This window comes from Psychrobacter sp. FME5 (assembly GCF_014861375.1).
In the GTDB taxonomy this organism is placed as follows: domain Bacteria; phylum Pseudomonadota; class Gammaproteobacteria; order Pseudomonadales; family Moraxellaceae; genus Psychrobacter.
This window is the reverse complement of the sequence record NZ_RRYX01000012.1, coordinates 1-17,582: the sequence shown is the minus strand read 5'-3', so window position 1 is coordinate 17,582 and position 17,582 is coordinate 1. Positions and strand designations below refer to the sequence as shown.

Genomic DNA, 17,582 nt, shown 5'->3' with positions numbered 1-17,582 from the left:
GCCCTATTTGATGGTGAAGTGGTTAAGTTGCTGTCAAATGTTTGATATATAAGTAAATATTGCTTTGTTATTAATATGCAAAAAGCCATACAAGTATCGCCTACTATTAAGTGAGTATTATGACTGTCTCTACTACTGATCGCTCTACACTTAATAGTGACGATGACCGCCAGGCTCAAATAGTGCGTTACCCTGTTATCTGTATTGACGGCCCAAGTGGTGCAGGCAAAGGCACAGTCACGTGGCGTTTAGCACAGACCTTAGGATATCAGTTGCTAGACTCAGGGGCGTTATACCGTATTGTCGGACTCAAGGCGTTTGAAGCGGGGTTGATTACAGCAGATGCTAGCCAAACAATTGACGAAGCGGCGCTATTAGAATTGACTCAAAGCTTGCAGATTGTATTTGAGCCTAATACTGATTCAGGGCGTGTCGATATCGTTGTGAATGGTGAAGCAGTCGGTGAGCAAGTTCGCAACGAAACCGTTGGCGGTTATGCGTCACAGGTGGCAGTTTATCCAACAGTACGACAAGCGCTGTTAGCTTTGCAGCAAGATATGGCAACGCGCTCAGGGTTGGTTGCTGATGGTCGTGATATGGGTACGGTAGTGTTTCCAGATGCTGATGTTAAAGTGTTTTTGACTGCCAGCGCCCAAGCACGTGCTGAACGTCGTGTATTACAATTAATAAAAGCAGGTCAACAGGCTAATTATCAGGCAATTTTATCAACCATTAAAGCCCGTGATGATCGTGACGAAAATCGTCAGACGTCACCTTCTAAACCTGCAAAAGATGCTTTGCTACTTGATAGCTCAACATTAGATGCTGATACTGTCTATGAGCAAGTTAAAAGGCACTGTCAGGCGAAAGGTATTTGTTTTAATAGTTAATAAAAACAACATAGTAAGCACTAAAAAGCTTACAATGAGGATGGGTTTTAGTATAATATTATAGTAGTAATAGTTTGATAGTCTTTAGGTAGGCATCAAAGATGCTATCTAAAAGGCTCTGTTTAAAAAGTATAAAGATTAAGAATATAAAATTTTTTGATGTAAAACCATTGTTGCTAGTGAGTTTTCTGAACCATTTGCTTATTACCAACAATCGTTTTTATATATGATTGCATAAGATATAAAACCAGTATTCTCGTTTTATGCAGTCATAAATTTGATCCGTACTGTGCTGGACAGGATACGGCTATACAAAGGTAGACATAATGGAATCATTTGCTGAACTATTTGAAGCGAGCATTGAAGAGCAGGGTCTGGATATCGAGCGTGGCTCGGTTATTACAGGTGCTGTTGTGGCCATCGATAACGATTGGATCACAGTAGATACTGGTCTTAAATCTGAAGGTATCGTCGCTCGTGAAGAGTTTTTAAGCGAAGAAGGCGAACTTGAAGTTGAAGTTGGCGATAGCGTTGATGTCGTGGTTGAAGCGGTTGATAACGGTATGGGTCAAACCTTACTGTCACGCGAAAAAGCCAAACGTGTTGAGACCTGGAATATCCTTGAAAAAATCTCTGACAATGATGAGATCGTAAAAGGTATTATCTCAAGCAAAGTTAAAGGCGGTTTCACTGTAGATATCGGTTCAGTACGTGCGTTTTTACCAGGTTCATTAGTAGATGTACGTCCTATTCGTGATACGACGCATCTTGAAGGTAAAGAGCTAGAGTTCAAAGTTATCAAGCTTGACCAAAAGCGTAATAACGTTGTGGTAAGCCGCCGCGCTGTTATGGAAGCTGAAAACTCAGCTGAGCGCGAAGAGCTACTGAACAAGCTTGAAGAAGGTATCGAGATCGAAGGTATCGTTAAGAATCTAACTGATTACGGTGCGTTCGTTGACCTTGGCGGTATTGATGGTCTATTGCACATCACTGACATGGCATGGCGTCGTATCAAGCACCCATCTGAGGTGGTTGAAGTTGGTCAAGACCTAAAAGTTAAAGTATTGAAGTTTGACCGTGAGCGTAACCGCGTTAGCCTAGGTCTAAAACAACTTGGTACTGATCCTTGGGATAACGTTGGCGGCACATACCCAGTAGGTAGTGTGGTTAAAGCACGCGTTACTAACCTAACTGATTATGGTTGCTTCGCTGAAATTTCTGAAGGTATCGAAGGTCTAGTACACGTATCAGAAATGGATCATACCAACAAAAACATCCACCCATCAAAAGTAGTTCAAGTGGGTGATGAAGTTGAAGTAATGATTCTTGATATCGACGAAGAGCGTCGCCGTATTAGCTTGGGTATCAAACAGACTCTAGCCAATCCATGGGATGAGTTTGATAAGAAACATGAGCGCGGTGATAAAATCACTGGTACGATCAAATCAATCACTGATTTCGGTATCTTTATCGGTCTAGATGGTGGTATTGATGGTCTTGTACATCTGTCTGATATCTCTTGGAACGAAACTGGCGAAGACGCTATCCGTAACTACAACAAAGGCGACACCGTTGAAGCAATGGTATTGTCTGTAGATGCAGAAGCAAACCGTATTAGCCTAGGCGTGAAGCAGTTAAGCTCTGATCCATTCAACGAATACCTAGTCGGTAACGACCGTGGTGCTATCGTTAATGGTAAAGTAAAAGAAGTAGACGCTAAAGGTGCTACTATTGAGCTTGCTGATGAAGTTGAAGCGTATCTACGTGCCTCTGAGATCCAACGTGACCGCGTTGAAGATGCAACTAAGCATCTAAGCGTTGGTGATGACGTTGAAGCTAAGATCATCAGTGTTGATCGTAAAACACGCAACATCAACTTGTCTATCAAAGCGAAAGACGAAGCTGAAGAGCGTCAAGCGATTAAAGATCTAGGCGGCGCAGGTACTACTCCAGCTGCAGGTTCTGATGCACAGCCAAAAACCATTGGTGACTTGATCAAAGAACAAATGCAGTAAGTTATTGATATAAAAGTAATATAAAAAAAGCGACCCCGGTCGCTTTTTTTTATGAGTGAATTTTGATATTGCTATTAGGGTTTTGCCCAAATGGGTAAACTCTTATTTCCATTTACACTAATATCCGCTATCATTTACAACATCGAGTAACGAGATGTACACCTGAATTTGAATCATTATAAGTTAATAATTGGCTTAACGAGTAAACTTACCGCTGTTAGCATAATTTATGTGGTTTGGACTCAAAATGATCTTATCCATCAATCAACAAGGCAAGCGTAATAATGCAGCAAGCGATTAATAAGTCCGAATTTATTAGTAATTTGAGTGCGAACTGTGACAACATAACGGATACCGTTGTCGATGATGCAGTGCGTGAAATATTAAATTTGATGACCCATACTTTAGCCAATGATGGTCGGGTAGAAGTGCGTGGGTTTGGGAGTTTTTGTCTCCATCATCGCCGTGCTCGTTTAGGGCGTAACCCTAAAACAGGGGAAAGCGTCCCCGTACCCGCCAAGGCTATCCCACATTTTAAGCCGGGTAAAGCGCTACGCGAAGCAGTCAATGATACCGTTGCAAATAGCTAGTGTAGCCATAAATCATAGAGTGAGTAAGCGTGCTCTATGAAATGATTTGTCAGCTATCTTTGTGACCGTCCTGCTCTTAAAAGATTAATAATATTTCAAACCGAGGTATACGTCTCATGCGCTTTTTACTATTTGTATTACTGTTTTTGAGCTTTGCTTATTCTCTGGGTTTGGTATTGGCAAATAATACGGAAGTCGGCGTGAATTTGCTGTTTTCGCAAGCACCGACGATGAACTTAGGGTTGCTACTGATCCTCTGCCTGATACTTGGCATCGTCATTGGTATTTTATTAGCGTTGCTCATTTTCCGTGTTTTACAAAACAAGTGGGAAATTTCGCGTTTACAAAAGGCGAACGCCAATTTGCAAGAACAGATAAACCAAGCCAATGTCGTTATTGATCGTCAAGCGAATTCGCCAACAGTAGACGAAGCCGTCTATGGCGCCACGGCTGAAAACGTACAGAATGGCATAGCAGATAATAATGACGAAGGTGCAAGCTTAACCAAGAAAAAGCGAGATTATTGATTGGGTAAATAGTCAATCTGTTGCTGATAAATCGTCTTATAATTATGTGATAAACCTGATATAAAGTGGCATAACCATGAACAACACAATTAGCTCTCCAGTCATCGTCGCATTAGACAATATGACTAAGGATGACTCTCTAGCACTCGCTGACCAATTAGATCCGGCGTTATGCCGATTAAAAGTAGGTAAAGAGCTCTTTACCCGCTGTGGCCCTGACATAATCAAAGCATTACATCAGCGTCGGTTTGAGGTGTTTTTAGATTTAAAGTTCCATGATATCCCGAATACCACAGCGCAAGCAGTATTAGCAGCTGCTGAGCTGGGAGTATGGATGGTAAATGTCCATGCAAGCGCCGGCTACGATGCGATGTCATTAGCAAAGCAGCGTTTGTTAGATGGAAACTTTGAAACACTGTTGATCGCAGTCACCGTATTGACTTCTATGGATAACGAAGCACTCATGCAAACGGGTATCACTGACGGTCTGGATGCACAAGTGAGCCGCTTAGCTCAATTGACTAAGCAAGCAGGTCTTGATGGCGTGGTGTGCTCAGCACAAGAGGCAAAAACGCTTAAGAAATTGTGCGGTGATGATTTTAAACTGGTGACCCCAGGTATACGCTTGCCTGATGACAATACAGATGACCAAAAGCGCATTTGTACTCCAAAACAGGCATTAAGTGATGGTTCTGATTATCTGGTGATTGGGCGTTCAATTACTCAAGCTGCAGATCCTGCGGCTAAATTGCAGACGATACTTAAAGGTATTTAATACTTTATAATGCGCCAGAAAAACTAAAAAAGACAGCCTAAGCCGCTGTCTTTTTTAGTTTTTGCGGGTAGGTGAAAAGGTGCTAAACTATTTGGGTTTATTTAAGAATATTGGATCATATGAAATTACAGATTTTGAGTGACTTACATATTGATAGTTATGCGCGTCAGTCACATCCGATGGGACACATCCCCAAAACCGACGCAGATATCGTGCTAGTGGCGGGAGACACTGCCAATAGTGATAGTGGTATGCCGTGGCTACAAGAGCAAGCAGAGCGCTTACAAGTCCCTCTTATCACCATTGCTGGCAACCATGAGTATTTCAATGAAGATGTGCTACATTTCGATAAAAAGCTGGCGACTTGGGACAATTATAATGCTGAATCAAAAACTGGCGTTCGCGTTTTGCAGTGCCAGCATATTGATATTGGCGAAGTAAGAATCTTAGGCTGTACACTTTGGACGGACTATCAGTATCAAGCTAATGAAGACACTATGGCAGTTGTTACGCGGTTTATGCGTGACTATAAGCAAATCTATGCTGGTAGCGAGTTATTTTCACCTGAAGTATCTATGCAGATTCATGCTAAGCACCGTCATTGGTTAAAACAAGCATTAATAACCGCTAAAGAGTTGGGCAAAAAAACTGTAGTCATGAGTCATCATAGTATTAGCCCGTTATCTGTATCTGAGAAATTTGCTGACTTACCGAGTAATGCTGCTTTTGTCAGTGATTTTTCTGCATGGATGCATGAAGATTGGGCACCAATATTATGGGTACATGGTCATACCCACGAAGCATTTGATTATCAGATTAATAAGACACGCGTGATCGTCAATCCACGTGCTTACCCCAATGAGGTTAGCAGTACGGCATTAGCGTTTGCATGGGATAGAGTGATTGATATTGGCGAATAGGGGACTTTTTGAGGACGTGCCTCAATTTCTCTGCTATTAGAGCGTGTCTTCCATTCAGCTTGCTTATATTGCAACTGAATTTATATTTAGTTCATTACTCTCAGAAAATCTGCTAGTCTTGTGTCATGAGTAAAACTTCTAATAACCCATTATCAAAGCCATCTGTTGAGAGGCTTGGGAATCACATCCCAAGTGCGCCAGCACCTTCTCACCTGCCTGATAGCATGATTTCTTCGGTCAGTTTATTGCCTAAAGATAAGCGCCTTATTTTATTTACTAGGCACTCTCTACGTGAGCGTTCTGATGGTAATGGCTTTGCCAGTTATCAGTTGCCACTGACGCCTAGAGGTCGTGTGCTGGCAAAATCTTGGGGCCGTTGGTTATCAGGACATCTGCCGTATTCACTCGATGTCGATAGTATCTCAAGCCCAATAGGGCGCTGTATTGATACTGCACAGTTGATGCAAGAAGGAGCAGGGCTGCGTCGAGATATTGCGCATCAGTCGTTACTGGTCGAACCTGGCAGCCTCGTGACCGAACCTGATATAGCCAATCCAATCTTTAAAGAAATTGGTGTGCTCAACTTTATTAATCGATTCTTACAAGGCAATCTTGAAGGCACTAAAAATGCCTATCAAGGGGGACTTGATATTTTATCGCTTTTTTATCAAAATCAGCCGCAAGACGGGCATCTCATGTTGGCTGTCAGCCATGATACCTTGTTGTCTGCATTCTTAGCAGTGATGTTTGATGTGAGTGAGATTGACTGGAACGATTGGCCAAAGATGATGGAGGGAGTGTTTTTGTGGTTTGATGATAAGCCATTTGAACAAGCCAGCGCCTACTTTGTCTGGCGCGGTGAGGTTTATGTGCGTCCGATTCATACTTTGTTGGATGGTTACCGCGCGGCTGGGTTTCATCCTAACAAGTTGCTATTGCCACCAGAGGTTAAGTGGACATAAAATCTTTCTATTATGTGCTGAAAGGGATATTTTTGAGCAGGCATAAAAAACCTTGCCCCAGTATTAGAACCAGTGACAAGGTTTTCGTCATGATGCTCTCAAAGCATCATGGGGTCCAAACAATACAAATCTTAAGCTTGTAGGCCTTTGATTGTTTTATTTAGGCGGCTCTTACGACGAGCAGCTTTATTCTTATGAATAATACCTTTGTCGGCCATACGATCAAGAACCGGTACCGCTTTTTTGTAAGCTTCGGTAGCCGCGTCATAATCTTTAGCAGCGATAGCCGCGTCAACACGTTTTAAGTAAGTACGAACCATAGAGCGTTGTGACGCAGAGTCCTGACGACGTTTGGTGTTTTGACGGGCGCGTTTACGAGCTTGTGCAGTATTAGCCACGCGTATCTCCTTGATAAAGACAGATAAAAATATGAATGTTGATTACAATAATGGGTTTAACAATCATCGGTGACGAGCAGCCGTCTCGTCAAACATGATGTCGATGTCTAATATTAAAGTATCTAATATCAATAGGAACATCGCAAGCGCCAGAACTGTTTGGAATAATTAAACAGCGTTGACGTGTAAAGCCGGTTATCTTAGCAAATTATCGCGCTTAGAACAATATATTTGATGATTAATGCTTAAAGAAGTTGTGTCCCTATATGGATAACTGTTTTTTAGGGTGTTTATTGAGCCATTCTTTGTATCGTCGATACTAAAATAACGCTGATACTAAATAACATAGGTACATGATGTTAGACGTGCGACTGGTATAGATTGTTCTGGCTTGCTGTGCCTACGCTGCAAAATTTATGTCTTAAATAAAAGCTTTCCAGTCCCGCAGTATTTTTTTTATCGAACAGGTTGTCATTATAGTTATAAAAAATAGTGTTGGTTCAATAAGCCTCATTACTGATAAAATCTTTTACAATAAATTCTGTAGAATAGCGTCAGTCTTCTGTTAATTTAGGTATGATACTAAATCAAGGATTTTCTAACACCCCCTCTTCTCATCTTGGTAAAGTTCTCCAACACTATATAAATGGGTAGGATATGCAGCGAAAAGCAATTGTAATTGGCGCGACAGGACTGGTAGGGCAGCATCTTGTTAAGCAGCTTAGTGAGCTTTATGATACGTTAATTGTGATTGCACGGCGACCGCCACGCTATATCAATGCCTGCATGCGCTTTTATCAGGTGAACGATTTTGAAAACTTGGCTGAAATATTTGCAAATGTTGGTGTTGATCGAAATACGGATGCTTTTAGCTGCCTTGGCACCACAAAAAAACAAGCGGGTAGTGATGAGGCTTTTCGTAAAGTAGACCACGACTATAATGTAAATTTTGCCAAATTGTGCCAAGATAAAGGCGTTGAAAACTTCTTTTTATTGTCCTCAATGAATGCCGAGGCCGAGAGTCGCTTTTTATACAATCGGGTAAAAGCTGAAACTGAACGTACTATTATGGCGTTAGATTTTGCACAGCTAGTCATTTTTCGCCCTTCATTATTATTGGGTAAGCATAAAGGTCGGCCACTGGAAAGTATGGGTCAAAAAGCCTTTAAGCTTATCTCGCCGCTGGTGTCTGAGTCGCTTTCACTGCACCCCATTTCTGCGAAACGTGTTGCCAATGCCATGGCTATGAGCGCGCATAGCATTTATGAGCGCAGTAAATATCGTACCGAACCGATGATTAGAACCACTGAAATTATCGAAAATAAACAGATGCTTGCGATGACCCGAGTAAAACATTAAGCTATCAATGAGCCTAGGTTTTGAAATGGCTTAACCCACTAAATAGCTTAATCAAGAACGATGTTTCCATAGTTAAAAGTACGATTAAAAACATAATTAAAGACAAGGAGTCTAACCATGCCAGAAGCAACAACGATGAATAAAGAAAACTTTGTAACTTGTGATTTGTTGGATGCCAATCCTGAATCACAAGTGTGCTTGCCCAATATTGAAGGTAAGTCGTTTTATAGTTTTGGCGGCAAGGACAAGTTTTGCGGTGAAATTGTGACGGTTAAATGCTTTGAAGATAACAGCCGTGTCAAATCACTACTAAACAGCAATGGCAAAGATAAAGACGGCAATGGCAAGATTTTGGTCGTCGATGGTGGCGGCTCTATGCGTTGCGCGCTGTTAGGCGACATGATTGCCCAAGCAGCCATTGATAATGGCTGGGCGGGTGTAGTCGTATATGGATGTGTTCGTGATGTCGATGATATGGCACAGATGGATGTTGGCGTAATAGCATTAGGCTGTATCCCGCGCAAATCGACTCGTCGCGATGAAGGTCAGACTGATATTGAAATCAGCTTTGGTGATTTAGTATTAAACTCTGGTATGTTTGTTTACGCAGACAATAATGGTGTTATCGCTAGCGACAAACCTTTAATATAAGGGTGAAGCGAAACTTGGTTTTTAAGGATGTTGTTAGCCCTATAGAATAAACCACTACAAACACAGCCAATAAAAAATCCCAGCCTGTCAAAAGCTGGGATTTTTGCGTTTAAATAACTGATAAGTTTCTAGTTTTTGCAGGCTTTTAGAGAGTCGTTTTTAAATATGACCACTTCTAAACCTAGCTACTTTCAAACTCTGCTATCAATACTTTTCTAATTCTGAAAGCATCTGTTCACGAGCCTTGTAAATACGGCGTAACCCTAACCATAGACTGATACACATGATAATCAACAGAAAGGTGAAGGGTAGACCGGTACTAACAGAGCCTGCTTGAATGGTGGTTAGCGCCTCAGTACCGCCACCATAAAGTAGGGCAATGGCAATACAGCCTTCGGCAATCGCCCAAAATACGCGCTGCGACATCGGTGATTCAAGCTTGCCGCCTGCCGTGATAGTATCGATGACCAATGATCCTGAGTCTGATGAGGTCACAAAAAACACCATCACTAAAATAACAGCAATCAATGAGGTAAAGGTAGCCAATGGCAAGTTATCAAGCATCTGAAACAAGGTTAGCGAAGCATCGCTAATGCCACCTGATAATTCACCCATTTGATTGGTATATTGACTGAGGCCTGTTTGTCCAAATACGGTCATCCAAACGATAGTGACGATAGTAGGCGCTAGCATTACCGAGATAACAAATTCACGTACCGTACGCCCTTTAGAAATACGCGCAATAAACATCCCTACGAATGGTGACCAGCTGATCCACCAAGCCCAATAAAATATAGTCCAAGTATGGAAGAAGTTACTGTCGCTGCGACCTACAGGATTGGATAAGGGAATGATATAGCTGATATAATCAACCGCTGTTGCGCCTATTTTAACGAGTAATCCTAAGGAGTCGCCGACAAAAAAGACAAACAATAATAGCAAGGCCGCTACGATCATATTGATATTACTTAAAAACTTCACCCCGCCATCGATACCGCGTGCCACAGATATGGTTGCCAGACCGGTCACCAATATAATGATGATCATCTCAAGGGTATTGCCGGCAAAGTCCCAGCCAAATAGGTAGTTCAATCCGCTCGCCGCTTGTTGGGCGCCTAGACCAAGAGACGTTGCTAAGCCAAAAATAGTAGCCAATACAGCCATCACATCAATAATATGCCCCGGCCATCCCCAGGTTTTTTCTTTTAGTAGAGGATAAAATACCGAGCGCATGGTCAAAGGGAAACGAAAGTTATAGGCGAATATTGCCAATGACAAGCCAACTACTGCATACACAGCCCATGGGTGTAGCCCCCAATGATACATGGTCGCGCCCATTGCTGCTCTAAAGGCTTCGGGGCTATCGGCTTCGACACCAAGCGGCGTACCCGCCCAGCCACTGGCGTACGCTAAAGGTTCAGCGACGCTCCAAAACATCAGGCCAATGCCCATACCCGCCGCGAACAGCATGGCCAACCATGAACGTCGGTTAAAGTCGGGTTTGGCATTAACACCGCCAATCCGAATATTGCCATAGGGTGAGACAATGAGTAACAGGCAGAATACCACCATGATGTTGGCGGCGCTGATAAAGAACCAATCAAAACTATTTACCACCCAATTTTTAGTACCATTGAGCCATAATTTAGAGACATCGGGAAGGATTAAGGTGAATAATACAAAGGCAATAACCGCAAGAGCAGTGACAAAAAACACTGGGTTATGTAGCTCCAACCCAAAAATATTAATATTGTTTTCACCAACTTCATGCTTGGTGGTATAAAGCCTACGTTGGAATTTATCGAGTAAAACTTTGGGGATTTTTTTGTGCTCTTTCATAGGTAATAAAGATCCTGATTTTAGCGAAGGGGCACTTTTTTAGGCGCAGATATAACATCCTGTGTTGATATATGAACTTTTTTGTAAAAAAGCAAACTATGTTAACAAAATACCTAGCCTTGTCAAATGAGCACGCAACCCTGTTATGGTGGCTATAAATCTCAGTGGTCAGAAAGAGTAGTCCGTTGTCAAATAATTAGCAGGCGGATGACAAAGCAATAGACTAAGTGACAAACCGTTACGGCATAAATTTTGGTAATTGCTAAAATATTCGTATAATAGCTTTCTGACTCTTAACGTTGACCCTATCCTTTATGCCTATCACTGCTTTGACTGACGCTTTTGACCCTATTAACCAGCAGTTATTCCCTATCCAAAATGCCCAGAGGCGTTGGCTAGCACCTGTGCATGGTGCGGTCAGTAGTTTGTGGCTGGCAAGCTTGGTGCAAACACCGATATGGGATATTGCTGATCGGCTAAAGGTCGTGGTAACCCGCGATCAAAATCAGCTCAATCAAATAGAAACAGAGTTGGCATTTAGTGGGGTCGATGCTTATGTGTTTCCTGATTGGGAAACGCTGACTTATGATGAGCTGTCACCGCATCAGGATATCGTCAGCGAGCGTATCAACCTATTAACTGACATGCCAACCTCAGGCGTGTTGCTAATATCAGTACAAGCACTGATGCATCGTGTGGCACCGCCCAGCTGGCTGATTGGACAGCATTTTGATTTAAGTGTGGGTGATCGATTTGATATCAATACTCAGCGTACATTACTAGCAAAGGCTGGCTACCGCGCAGTAGAAAATGTCTTTGAGCCGGGTGAGTTTGCGGTACGGGGTAGTATCATTGATATTTTTGCGATGGGGCAGCCGTTTCCGTTGCGTCTAGACTTATTTGATGACGAGATTGAAACGATTCGTTTTTTTAATCCGCAGACCCAGCGCACATTAACCGTTGACGACCTGAAAACCATGATGAGTGGCAACGATAATAGTATGGGCAAAGAATCACTGTCGCTACTGCATAAACTGCCAGATATCTCAAAACCTATTCAACAATTCCAAATACTACCGGCAAAAGAGTTTCCACTCGATGAAGGGCGTGAGACGTTCCGGACAAATTTTGCCGCGATGTTTCCTAATGCCAGTAGCCGTAAGTTTGAGCTGCACAAAGATGTGATGGCGGGTATCGCGAGTAGTGGACTTGAATACTATCAGCCATTATTTTTTGATTTAAAAGATTGGGAAAACGAGAGCAGTTTGTTTTCTTACTTGCCAAGCGATGCTTTATTTATTACTGATGAATTGATTAACGAAAAACAGGCAGATTATTGGTCACAAATCCAGCGCCGCTATGAAGAGCGTCGTCATGATATCGATAAACCTATCGTTGCCCCTGAGTTATTATATTTATTGTCTAATACGCTTAATGAACATCTCAATCATTATCCACGCGTGATACTTAGTGCGCGTGATGAGCTAGCGACAATGACAGATGTCGCCGCGATCGATAGTGACGATTTATCATTAGAGCTTGAGCAACAACCAAATAAACAGCAAGGTTTAGTGACGCTTAGTGCTCAAGAACCACCTCAGCTAGCAGTGAACCATCAAAAGGCAGAGCCTCTTACGGAGCTATTGGCATTTTTAGAGCTACAAGCGCAAACCGCGACACCAGTATTGGTGGTTGCCGAAACAGCGGGTCGCCGTGAGATTCTTATTGAGCTGTTTAAAGGCAAAATCGATATCAAAGCCTATGACAGTTTTGAAGCGTTTTTAGCCGCTGATAAAACGCGCGCGCTTAACGATAAAAATTTACCACAGGTTGGTCTAACCGTTGCACCCATTGAGCGCGGGGTATATGTCCCTGAGCGCTTGGTGCTGATTAGTGAGACACAATTGTTTGGTCGGCAAGTACTGCAAACACGCCGTCGTCGCCAAAGCGGTGTGTCAGAAGAGTTCTTAGTTAAAAGCGTGACCGAAATAACGGATGGCAGTCCTGTGGTCCATATCGAACACGGTATTGGGCGTTATAACGGTTTGATTACGCTAGATGTCGGTGATGGTGAGCAAGAGTTTATTCATCTAAAATACGCTGATGATGCCAGTATTTATGTGCCAGTCGCTAATTTGCAAATGATTAACCGCTATAGTGGCGGCGACCCTGCGCTTGCGCCATTACACAAAATCGGTAGCGGCAAATGGGATAAGGCTAAGCAAAAAGCGTTAGAACAAATTCACGATGTTGCCGCTGAGCTTCTCAATATGCAAGCACGGCGCGAAGCCAAAGTAGGCATTCATTTTAAAATAGACCCATCGCAATATGAGTTATTTGCCAGTCAATTTGCTTTTGAAGAAACGCCTGACCAAGCCAATGCTATCCATGCGGTTATGGAAGACATGAGGCAAAACCAACCGATGGATCGCCTTATCTGTGGCGACGTGGGTTTTGGTAAAACAGAAGTTGCGATGCGCGCAGCTTTTATTGCGGTCAGCGCCGGCTATCAAGTGGCTGTATTGGTGCCTACGACATTGCTAGCAGGTCAGCATGAAGACAATTTCCGCGATCGCTTTGCGGATTGGCCAGTACGTATTGAAACGCTCTCGCGCTTTGGTGGCAAAAAGCATCAGGAAACGGTTTTAACAGACCTCGCAGCAGGCAAGGTCGATATCGTTATCGGTACGCATAAACTATTACAACCTGACGTGAAGTTTTCTAACTTAGGTTTGATGATTGTCGATGAAGAACATCGCTTTGGCGTGCGCCATAAAGAGCGTATCAAGGCGATTCAAACCGATGTGGACAGTATGTCGATGACAGCGACCCCAATCCCTAGAACGCTGAATATGGCGCTCTCTGGTATGCGTGATATGTCGATTATTGCTACGCCACCTGCCCGTCGCCTTGCGATTAAAACCTTTGTGATGCAAAAAACAGAAGCCTTGATGAAAGAAGCTATTTTACGTGAGCTACTGCGTGGCGGTCAGGTTTACTTATTACATAATGATGTGGCCAGTATCGAACGTATGGCAGAAACTATCCGTGAGCTGGTTCCTGAGGCACGAGTAGGGGTCGCTCATGGGCAAATGCAAGAGCGTCAACTAGAACAAGTCATGCAGCAGTTTTATCATAAAAAATTCAACGTACTGATATGCTCAACCATTATCGAAACCGGTATCGATGTGCCCAATGCCAATACGATTATTATTGAACGCGCTGATAAATTTGGCTTGGCGCAGTTGCATCAGTTACGTGGCCGCGTGGGTCGCAGTCACCATCAGGCCTATTGCTATCTACTCGTACCGTCTATTAAAGGACTTAAAGGCGATGCCAAACGTCGATTGCATGCCATTGAGCGCGCTAATACCCTGGGTGCAGGCTTTATGCTGGCCAGTGAAGATTTAGAGATTCGCGGTGCCGGTGAGATACTCGGTAAGCAGCAAAGTGGTAATATGCAGGCGATTGGCTTTAGTTTATATATGGACATGCTGGAGCGGGCAACAAAAGCAATCAAAGCGGGTAAGGAGCCTGATTTAAGCACACCACTGTCGCTCACCAGTGAAATTAACCTGCACAGCTCTGCGCTGATACCAGAAGAGTACTTGCACGATGTGCATCAGCGTTTATTATTTTATAAACGTATTGGTAATGCCGATGATAAAGAGGCGTTGACCGATATTCGCACTGAGATGATTGATCGCTTTGGTACACTACCTGATCAAACCAAGCATCTTTTTGCCATTCACGGACTGCGCATACAAGCAGAGCCGCTAAAGATTAATAAAATTGATGCCAATAGTAGTAGTATGACGTTAGAGTTCGCACCAGATACCCCAGTCGATGCTCTAGCTATTATTAAATTGATTCAATCAAATGGGCAGAACTATCGTATGAATGGCGCGTCTGGTATTCGCTATCAAGATGGCGATAAGCTTGAAACACCGCAGCAACGTGTGACCGTTATTCAGGAGTTGTTACACTATTTTAGCGAGCATATGGTGGCGGAGTCCGCTTAGCGATAAACCAATCATCGTGGTTAGATAAGACTAAGGTAATGAGTCGTGGTGCTATTTTATCGGCTGGATAACTGATAAAATAGTGATATCGTATTTTAAGCCTTTATTTTCAGCACTATATTGTTTTTAGCACTATGTTTTCAGAACTAAATCGTTACTTATTCATGTTTTATCCTTTTAAGTTTTTACCTTCTTTTATCTAAGCGTCATAACAAGAGAACCGTTATTATGTTCCAACTTCATCATAAACTTGCTGCCGATAGTTTTTTAGTGGGTGATTTCCCATTATCAACCTGTCGTTTAATTAATGATTGTCAGTTTCCTTGGTTGATATTGGTACCGCGCGTATCGGGTATCAAAGAATTGTATGAATTATCGGAGGCAGATCAAGCGCAGTTTTTGCGTGAATCGAGCTGGTTATCAAGCCAGCTAGCCAAAACTTTTCAAGCCGATAAAATGAATGTGGCAGCCCTTGGCAATCAAGTGCCGCAGCTACATTTCCATCATATCGTTCGCTATCAAAATGACATGCAATGGCCAAACCCAGTATGGGGCGTGCCTGCTGTTCCTTATACCAAAGAAGTGCTGGCACAAATGCAGCAAACTTTGATGATGGCATTACGTGGTCATCATCAAATGCCATTTGATTGGCAAATGTAATAAAGTTGAAGCAAAGGTTAAGGTATTTGACTGTTTCTGTCCTATACTGAATAGGTTTAGGAGCTATGAAAAGCCAGATAAGTATTATCTGGCTTTTCTATTTTTAGTTTAATTTTTGCTATTTGAACATGCTTTTAGTCAGGTTGTATGACAGGTGGTATGCTTTTAGTTATCAGTGACCTAGGTTTTATTACCTTTAAAACGTATAATATTGATTAGATAATCTATACTGTACTTATCATGAGAGGCCGTTGCTGAAATTATGTTCTCTTTATTTTTTTGATAATCTGTTTTGCTTAAGCGAACATCTCATATGCCTTTTTTAGATACGTTGAGACCGAAGCTACCTTCAGTAAATGAAGGCAGCTATCGGTTTGACTATCCGGAAGTATTTGTCTTAATCCTCACGGTCATACTTCTCGCTGTACATTTCAATTTTAATCCCCGCTCAATGGCACTTCTTGTCATTGTTTGCCTGCCAAGTTTAATGATCCTGATTTATAATTATCGACGCCAAAGCAGTTTTTGGACCTCTAATATTGTCGTTATTTTATTGGCAGTGGTGATAGGGTCGTTACAGTTCTGCGCTGTGATGTCTATCAGTCTAGCCGCCTTAATCAGCCTTCGCGTCATTATCAGCAATTCTGAGAACCAGCTTAAGCTCATTACTGTGTCGATAGTGACGGTTATTGCTTTTTATTATGTCAGTGTGACCTTAAACGGTCCCAATATGGACTGTTATGAAGGCTGGCTACCCTCTGTAGTACTATTAGCAACTATAACTGTCATTTTATACCAGTTTCGCTATGTTTATAGGGAATATATCAATCATGAAGCACGTGCTCATCAGGCAGTAGGGCGGCTAAGTACCATGGTATCGGTCATCAATAAATTGACGCGCTTTGTACCACCGCAGGTCTGGGAGCCAATTGTTAAGGAAGACATTCCCGTTAACGTTTCTAATAAGCGTGCCAAGCTGACCATTATGTTTTCAGACATTGTTGGTTTTACTGAACTTTCTGATAGCCTAAGCCCTGATAATTTGGCGGATATTTTGAATACCTATATGCATTGCATGACTTTGATTGCCAACAAGCATGGCGCCGTTTTGGATAAGTTTATTGGAGATGGCATGGTGTGTTTTTTTGGTGAGCCAGATAGCCGCGGTGCGCGCCAAGATGCTTTAGACTGTATTGCAATGGCAATAGATATGCGCCGTGAAATGCGAACTTTGAGGCAGAAATGGCGGTTGATGGGCTTTGAGGGGCTGTACATACGTATTGGCATCAGTACAGGCTATTGTCATGTTGGTAATTTTGGCAGTAACAACCGTCTTAGCTATACATTGATTGGTAAAGAGGCCAATCTGGCGTCAAGACTAGAGTCTAGTGCGGGTAAAGATGAGATATTGGTAAGCGAAAGTACTTATGATTATATTTGCCATAATTATGAGTGCCAGCATGCTGGCGCGTTTCAGCTAAAAGGATTTGATAACAAGGTAAACGCCTGGAAAGTATTTGATCCTGATACGCATAAGGGACATTTATCAAAGTGGGTTGACCACACGCTACCAGGGTTTAACTTGCATCTGAACTTTAAAGATATGAGTGACAGTGATTATCAGGATATCAGAGCGCGATTAAATTTTGCGCTTGAGCGTGTTGAGCAGGAGCAAGAAAAGGTAGCCACTGATATAGAAGCAGAAAGTAAACGTAGCGATAGCAACCCTAATTAAGCGCTCAAGAAATACTGTTTTTTAAGATGGGATGCACTATTTGACTTGTATTTCTTTTATTTTGGATTGACGTACATAAATACGTTTAAGTGGAAAAAAGCCAGCTATCATATGATAGCTGGCTTTTTTAATATAACAACAAACAAATTTATGACACACCCTAGGGGCTGTATAGAATTGGGAAATAGTTGAAAAAAATAAGCAACGCCTTACACTCTTGTTTACCACAACAAAGAGAA

Annotated in this window: 14 protein-coding genes; 12 read left to right on the top strand and 2 right to left on the bottom strand. The window is 42.4% G+C overall.

From position 1 onward, the window contains the following. The first annotated feature begins 119 nt into the window (after window positions 1-119). The 7 genes from cmk (at window position 120) to EI161_RS03285 (ending at window position 6,679) form a co-directional block, all read left to right on the top strand. A complete protein-coding gene (gene cmk, locus EI161_RS03315) occupies window positions 120-890 on the top strand; it encodes a (d)CMP kinase (RefSeq protein WP_192522473.1) in 771 nt (256 codons plus the stop codon). 326 nt (window positions 891-1,216) lie between these two features. After that, complete coding sequence (gene rpsA / locus EI161_RS03310; RefSeq protein WP_192522474.1) at window positions 1,217-2,905, top strand: 30S ribosomal protein S1; 1,689 nt, start codon at window positions 1,217-1,219, stop codon at window positions 2,903-2,905. Window positions 2,906-3,189: 284 nt separating this feature from the next. After that, window positions 3,190-3,495, top strand: a complete 306-nt coding sequence (locus EI161_RS03305) for an integration host factor subunit beta (protein WP_192522475.1) — start codon at window positions 3,190-3,192, stop codon at window positions 3,493-3,495. 116 nt (window positions 3,496-3,611) lie between these two features. Further along, the gene (locus EI161_RS03300; protein ID WP_192522476.1) at window positions 3,612-4,022 is read left to right on the top strand and encodes a LapA family protein; all 411 of its coding nucleotides are present in this window, start codon (window positions 3,612-3,614) and stop codon (window positions 4,020-4,022) included. A gap of 76 nt (window positions 4,023-4,098) precedes the next feature. Then, a complete protein-coding gene (pyrF, locus tag EI161_RS03295; RefSeq protein WP_192522477.1) occupies window positions 4,099-4,797 on the top strand; it encodes an orotidine-5'-phosphate decarboxylase in 699 nt (232 codons plus the stop codon). 119 nt (window positions 4,798-4,916) lie between these two features. After that, a complete protein-coding gene (locus EI161_RS03290; RefSeq protein WP_192522478.1) occupies window positions 4,917-5,717 on the top strand; it encodes a metallophosphoesterase in 801 nt (266 codons plus the stop codon). A 125-nt stretch (window positions 5,718-5,842) separates the two neighbouring features. Continuing rightward, the gene (locus EI161_RS03285; RefSeq protein ID WP_192522479.1) at window positions 5,843-6,679 is read left to right on the top strand and encodes a histidine phosphatase family protein; all 837 of its coding nucleotides are present in this window, start codon (window positions 5,843-5,845) and stop codon (window positions 6,677-6,679) included. 131 nt (window positions 6,680-6,810) lie between these two features. On the opposite strand, the gene rpsT is transcribed toward EI161_RS03285, so the two are convergent. Next, on the bottom strand, window positions 6,811-7,077 hold the full coding sequence (gene rpsT, locus EI161_RS03280) for a 30S ribosomal protein S20 (RefSeq protein WP_192522480.1): 267 nt from the start codon (window positions 7,075-7,077) through the stop codon (window positions 6,811-6,813). A 657-nt stretch (window positions 7,078-7,734) separates the two neighbouring features. Between rpsT and EI161_RS03275 the strand changes: the two genes are divergently transcribed. Then, window positions 7,735-8,436 (top strand): NAD-dependent epimerase/dehydratase family protein, encoded by a 702-nt coding sequence (locus EI161_RS03275; RefSeq protein ID WP_192522481.1) that lies wholly within the window; start codon window positions 7,735-7,737, stop codon window positions 8,434-8,436. A 135-nt stretch (window positions 8,437-8,571) separates the two neighbouring features. Further along, window positions 8,572-9,087, top strand: a complete 516-nt coding sequence (rraA, locus tag EI161_RS03270; RefSeq protein WP_225735204.1) for a ribonuclease E activity regulator RraA — start codon at window positions 8,572-8,574, stop codon at window positions 9,085-9,087. Between the two features lie 204 nt (window positions 9,088-9,291). Here the strand turns inward: rraA and EI161_RS03265 are convergent, their stop codons facing one another. Continuing rightward, the gene (locus EI161_RS03265; protein ID WP_192528997.1) at window positions 9,292-10,926 is read right to left on the bottom strand and encodes a BCCT family transporter; all 1,635 of its coding nucleotides are present in this window, start codon (window positions 10,924-10,926) and stop codon (window positions 9,292-9,294) included. A gap of 314 nt (window positions 10,927-11,240) precedes the next feature. Between EI161_RS03265 and mfd the strand changes: the two genes are divergently transcribed. The 3 genes from mfd to EI161_RS03250 all read left to right on the top strand — a co-directional run bounded on the left by mfd (window position 11,241) and on the right by EI161_RS03250 (window position 17,343). Beyond that, a complete protein-coding gene (mfd, locus tag EI161_RS03260) occupies window positions 11,241-14,948 on the top strand; it encodes a transcription-repair coupling factor (protein ID WP_192528996.1) in 3,708 nt (1,235 codons plus the stop codon). 228 nt (window positions 14,949-15,176) lie between these two features. Further along, window positions 15,177-15,608: an HIT domain-containing protein gene (locus EI161_RS03255; protein ID WP_192522485.1), complete on the top strand. Its 432-nt coding sequence runs from the start codon at window positions 15,177-15,179 to the stop codon at window positions 15,606-15,608. Window positions 15,609-15,921: 313 nt separating this feature from the next. Continuing rightward, a complete protein-coding gene (locus EI161_RS03250; protein WP_192528995.1) occupies window positions 15,922-17,343 on the top strand; it encodes an adenylate/guanylate cyclase domain-containing protein in 1,422 nt (473 codons plus the stop codon). Window positions 17,344-17,582: the final 239 nt, after the last annotated feature.

What these genes read in the sequence shown, in the direction of transcription:
- cmk (WP_192522473.1), top strand. Translation starts at nt 120, where the DNA reads ATGACTGTCTCTACTACTGATCGCTCTACACTTAATAGTGACGATGAC.
- rpsA (WP_192522474.1), top strand. Translation starts at nt 1,217, where the DNA reads ATGGAATCATTTGCTGAACTATTTGAAGCGAGCATTGAAGAGCAGGGT.
- rraA (WP_225735204.1), top strand. Translation starts at nt 8,572, where the DNA reads ATGAATAAAGAAAACTTTGTAACTTGTGATTTGTTGGATGCCAATCCT.
- EI161_RS03305 (WP_192522475.1), top strand. Translation starts at nt 3,190, where the DNA reads ATGCAGCAAGCGATTAATAAGTCCGAATTTATTAGTAATTTGAGTGCG.
- pyrF (WP_192522477.1), top strand. Translation starts at nt 4,099, where the DNA reads ATGAACAACACAATTAGCTCTCCAGTCATCGTCGCATTAGACAATATG.
- EI161_RS03255 (WP_192522485.1), top strand. Translation starts at nt 15,177, where the DNA reads ATGTTCCAACTTCATCATAAACTTGCTGCCGATAGTTTTTTAGTGGGT.
- EI161_RS03300 (WP_192522476.1), top strand. Translation starts at nt 3,612, where the DNA reads ATGCGCTTTTTACTATTTGTATTACTGTTTTTGAGCTTTGCTTATTCT.
- EI161_RS03275 (WP_192522481.1), top strand. Translation starts at nt 7,735, where the DNA reads ATGCAGCGAAAAGCAATTGTAATTGGCGCGACAGGACTGGTAGGGCAG.
- EI161_RS03250 (WP_192528995.1), top strand. Translation starts at nt 15,922, where the DNA reads ATGCCTTTTTTAGATACGTTGAGACCGAAGCTACCTTCAGTAAATGAA.
- EI161_RS03290 (WP_192522478.1), top strand. Translation starts at nt 4,917, where the DNA reads ATGAAATTACAGATTTTGAGTGACTTACATATTGATAGTTATGCGCGT.
- EI161_RS03285 (WP_192522479.1), top strand. Translation starts at nt 5,843, where the DNA reads ATGAGTAAAACTTCTAATAACCCATTATCAAAGCCATCTGTTGAGAGG.
- EI161_RS03265 (WP_192528997.1), bottom strand. Translation starts at nt 10,926, where the DNA reads ATGAAAGAGCACAAAAAAATCCCCAAAGTTTTACTCGATAAATTCCAA.
- mfd (WP_192528996.1), top strand. Translation starts at nt 11,241, where the DNA reads ATGCCTATCACTGCTTTGACTGACGCTTTTGACCCTATTAACCAGCAG.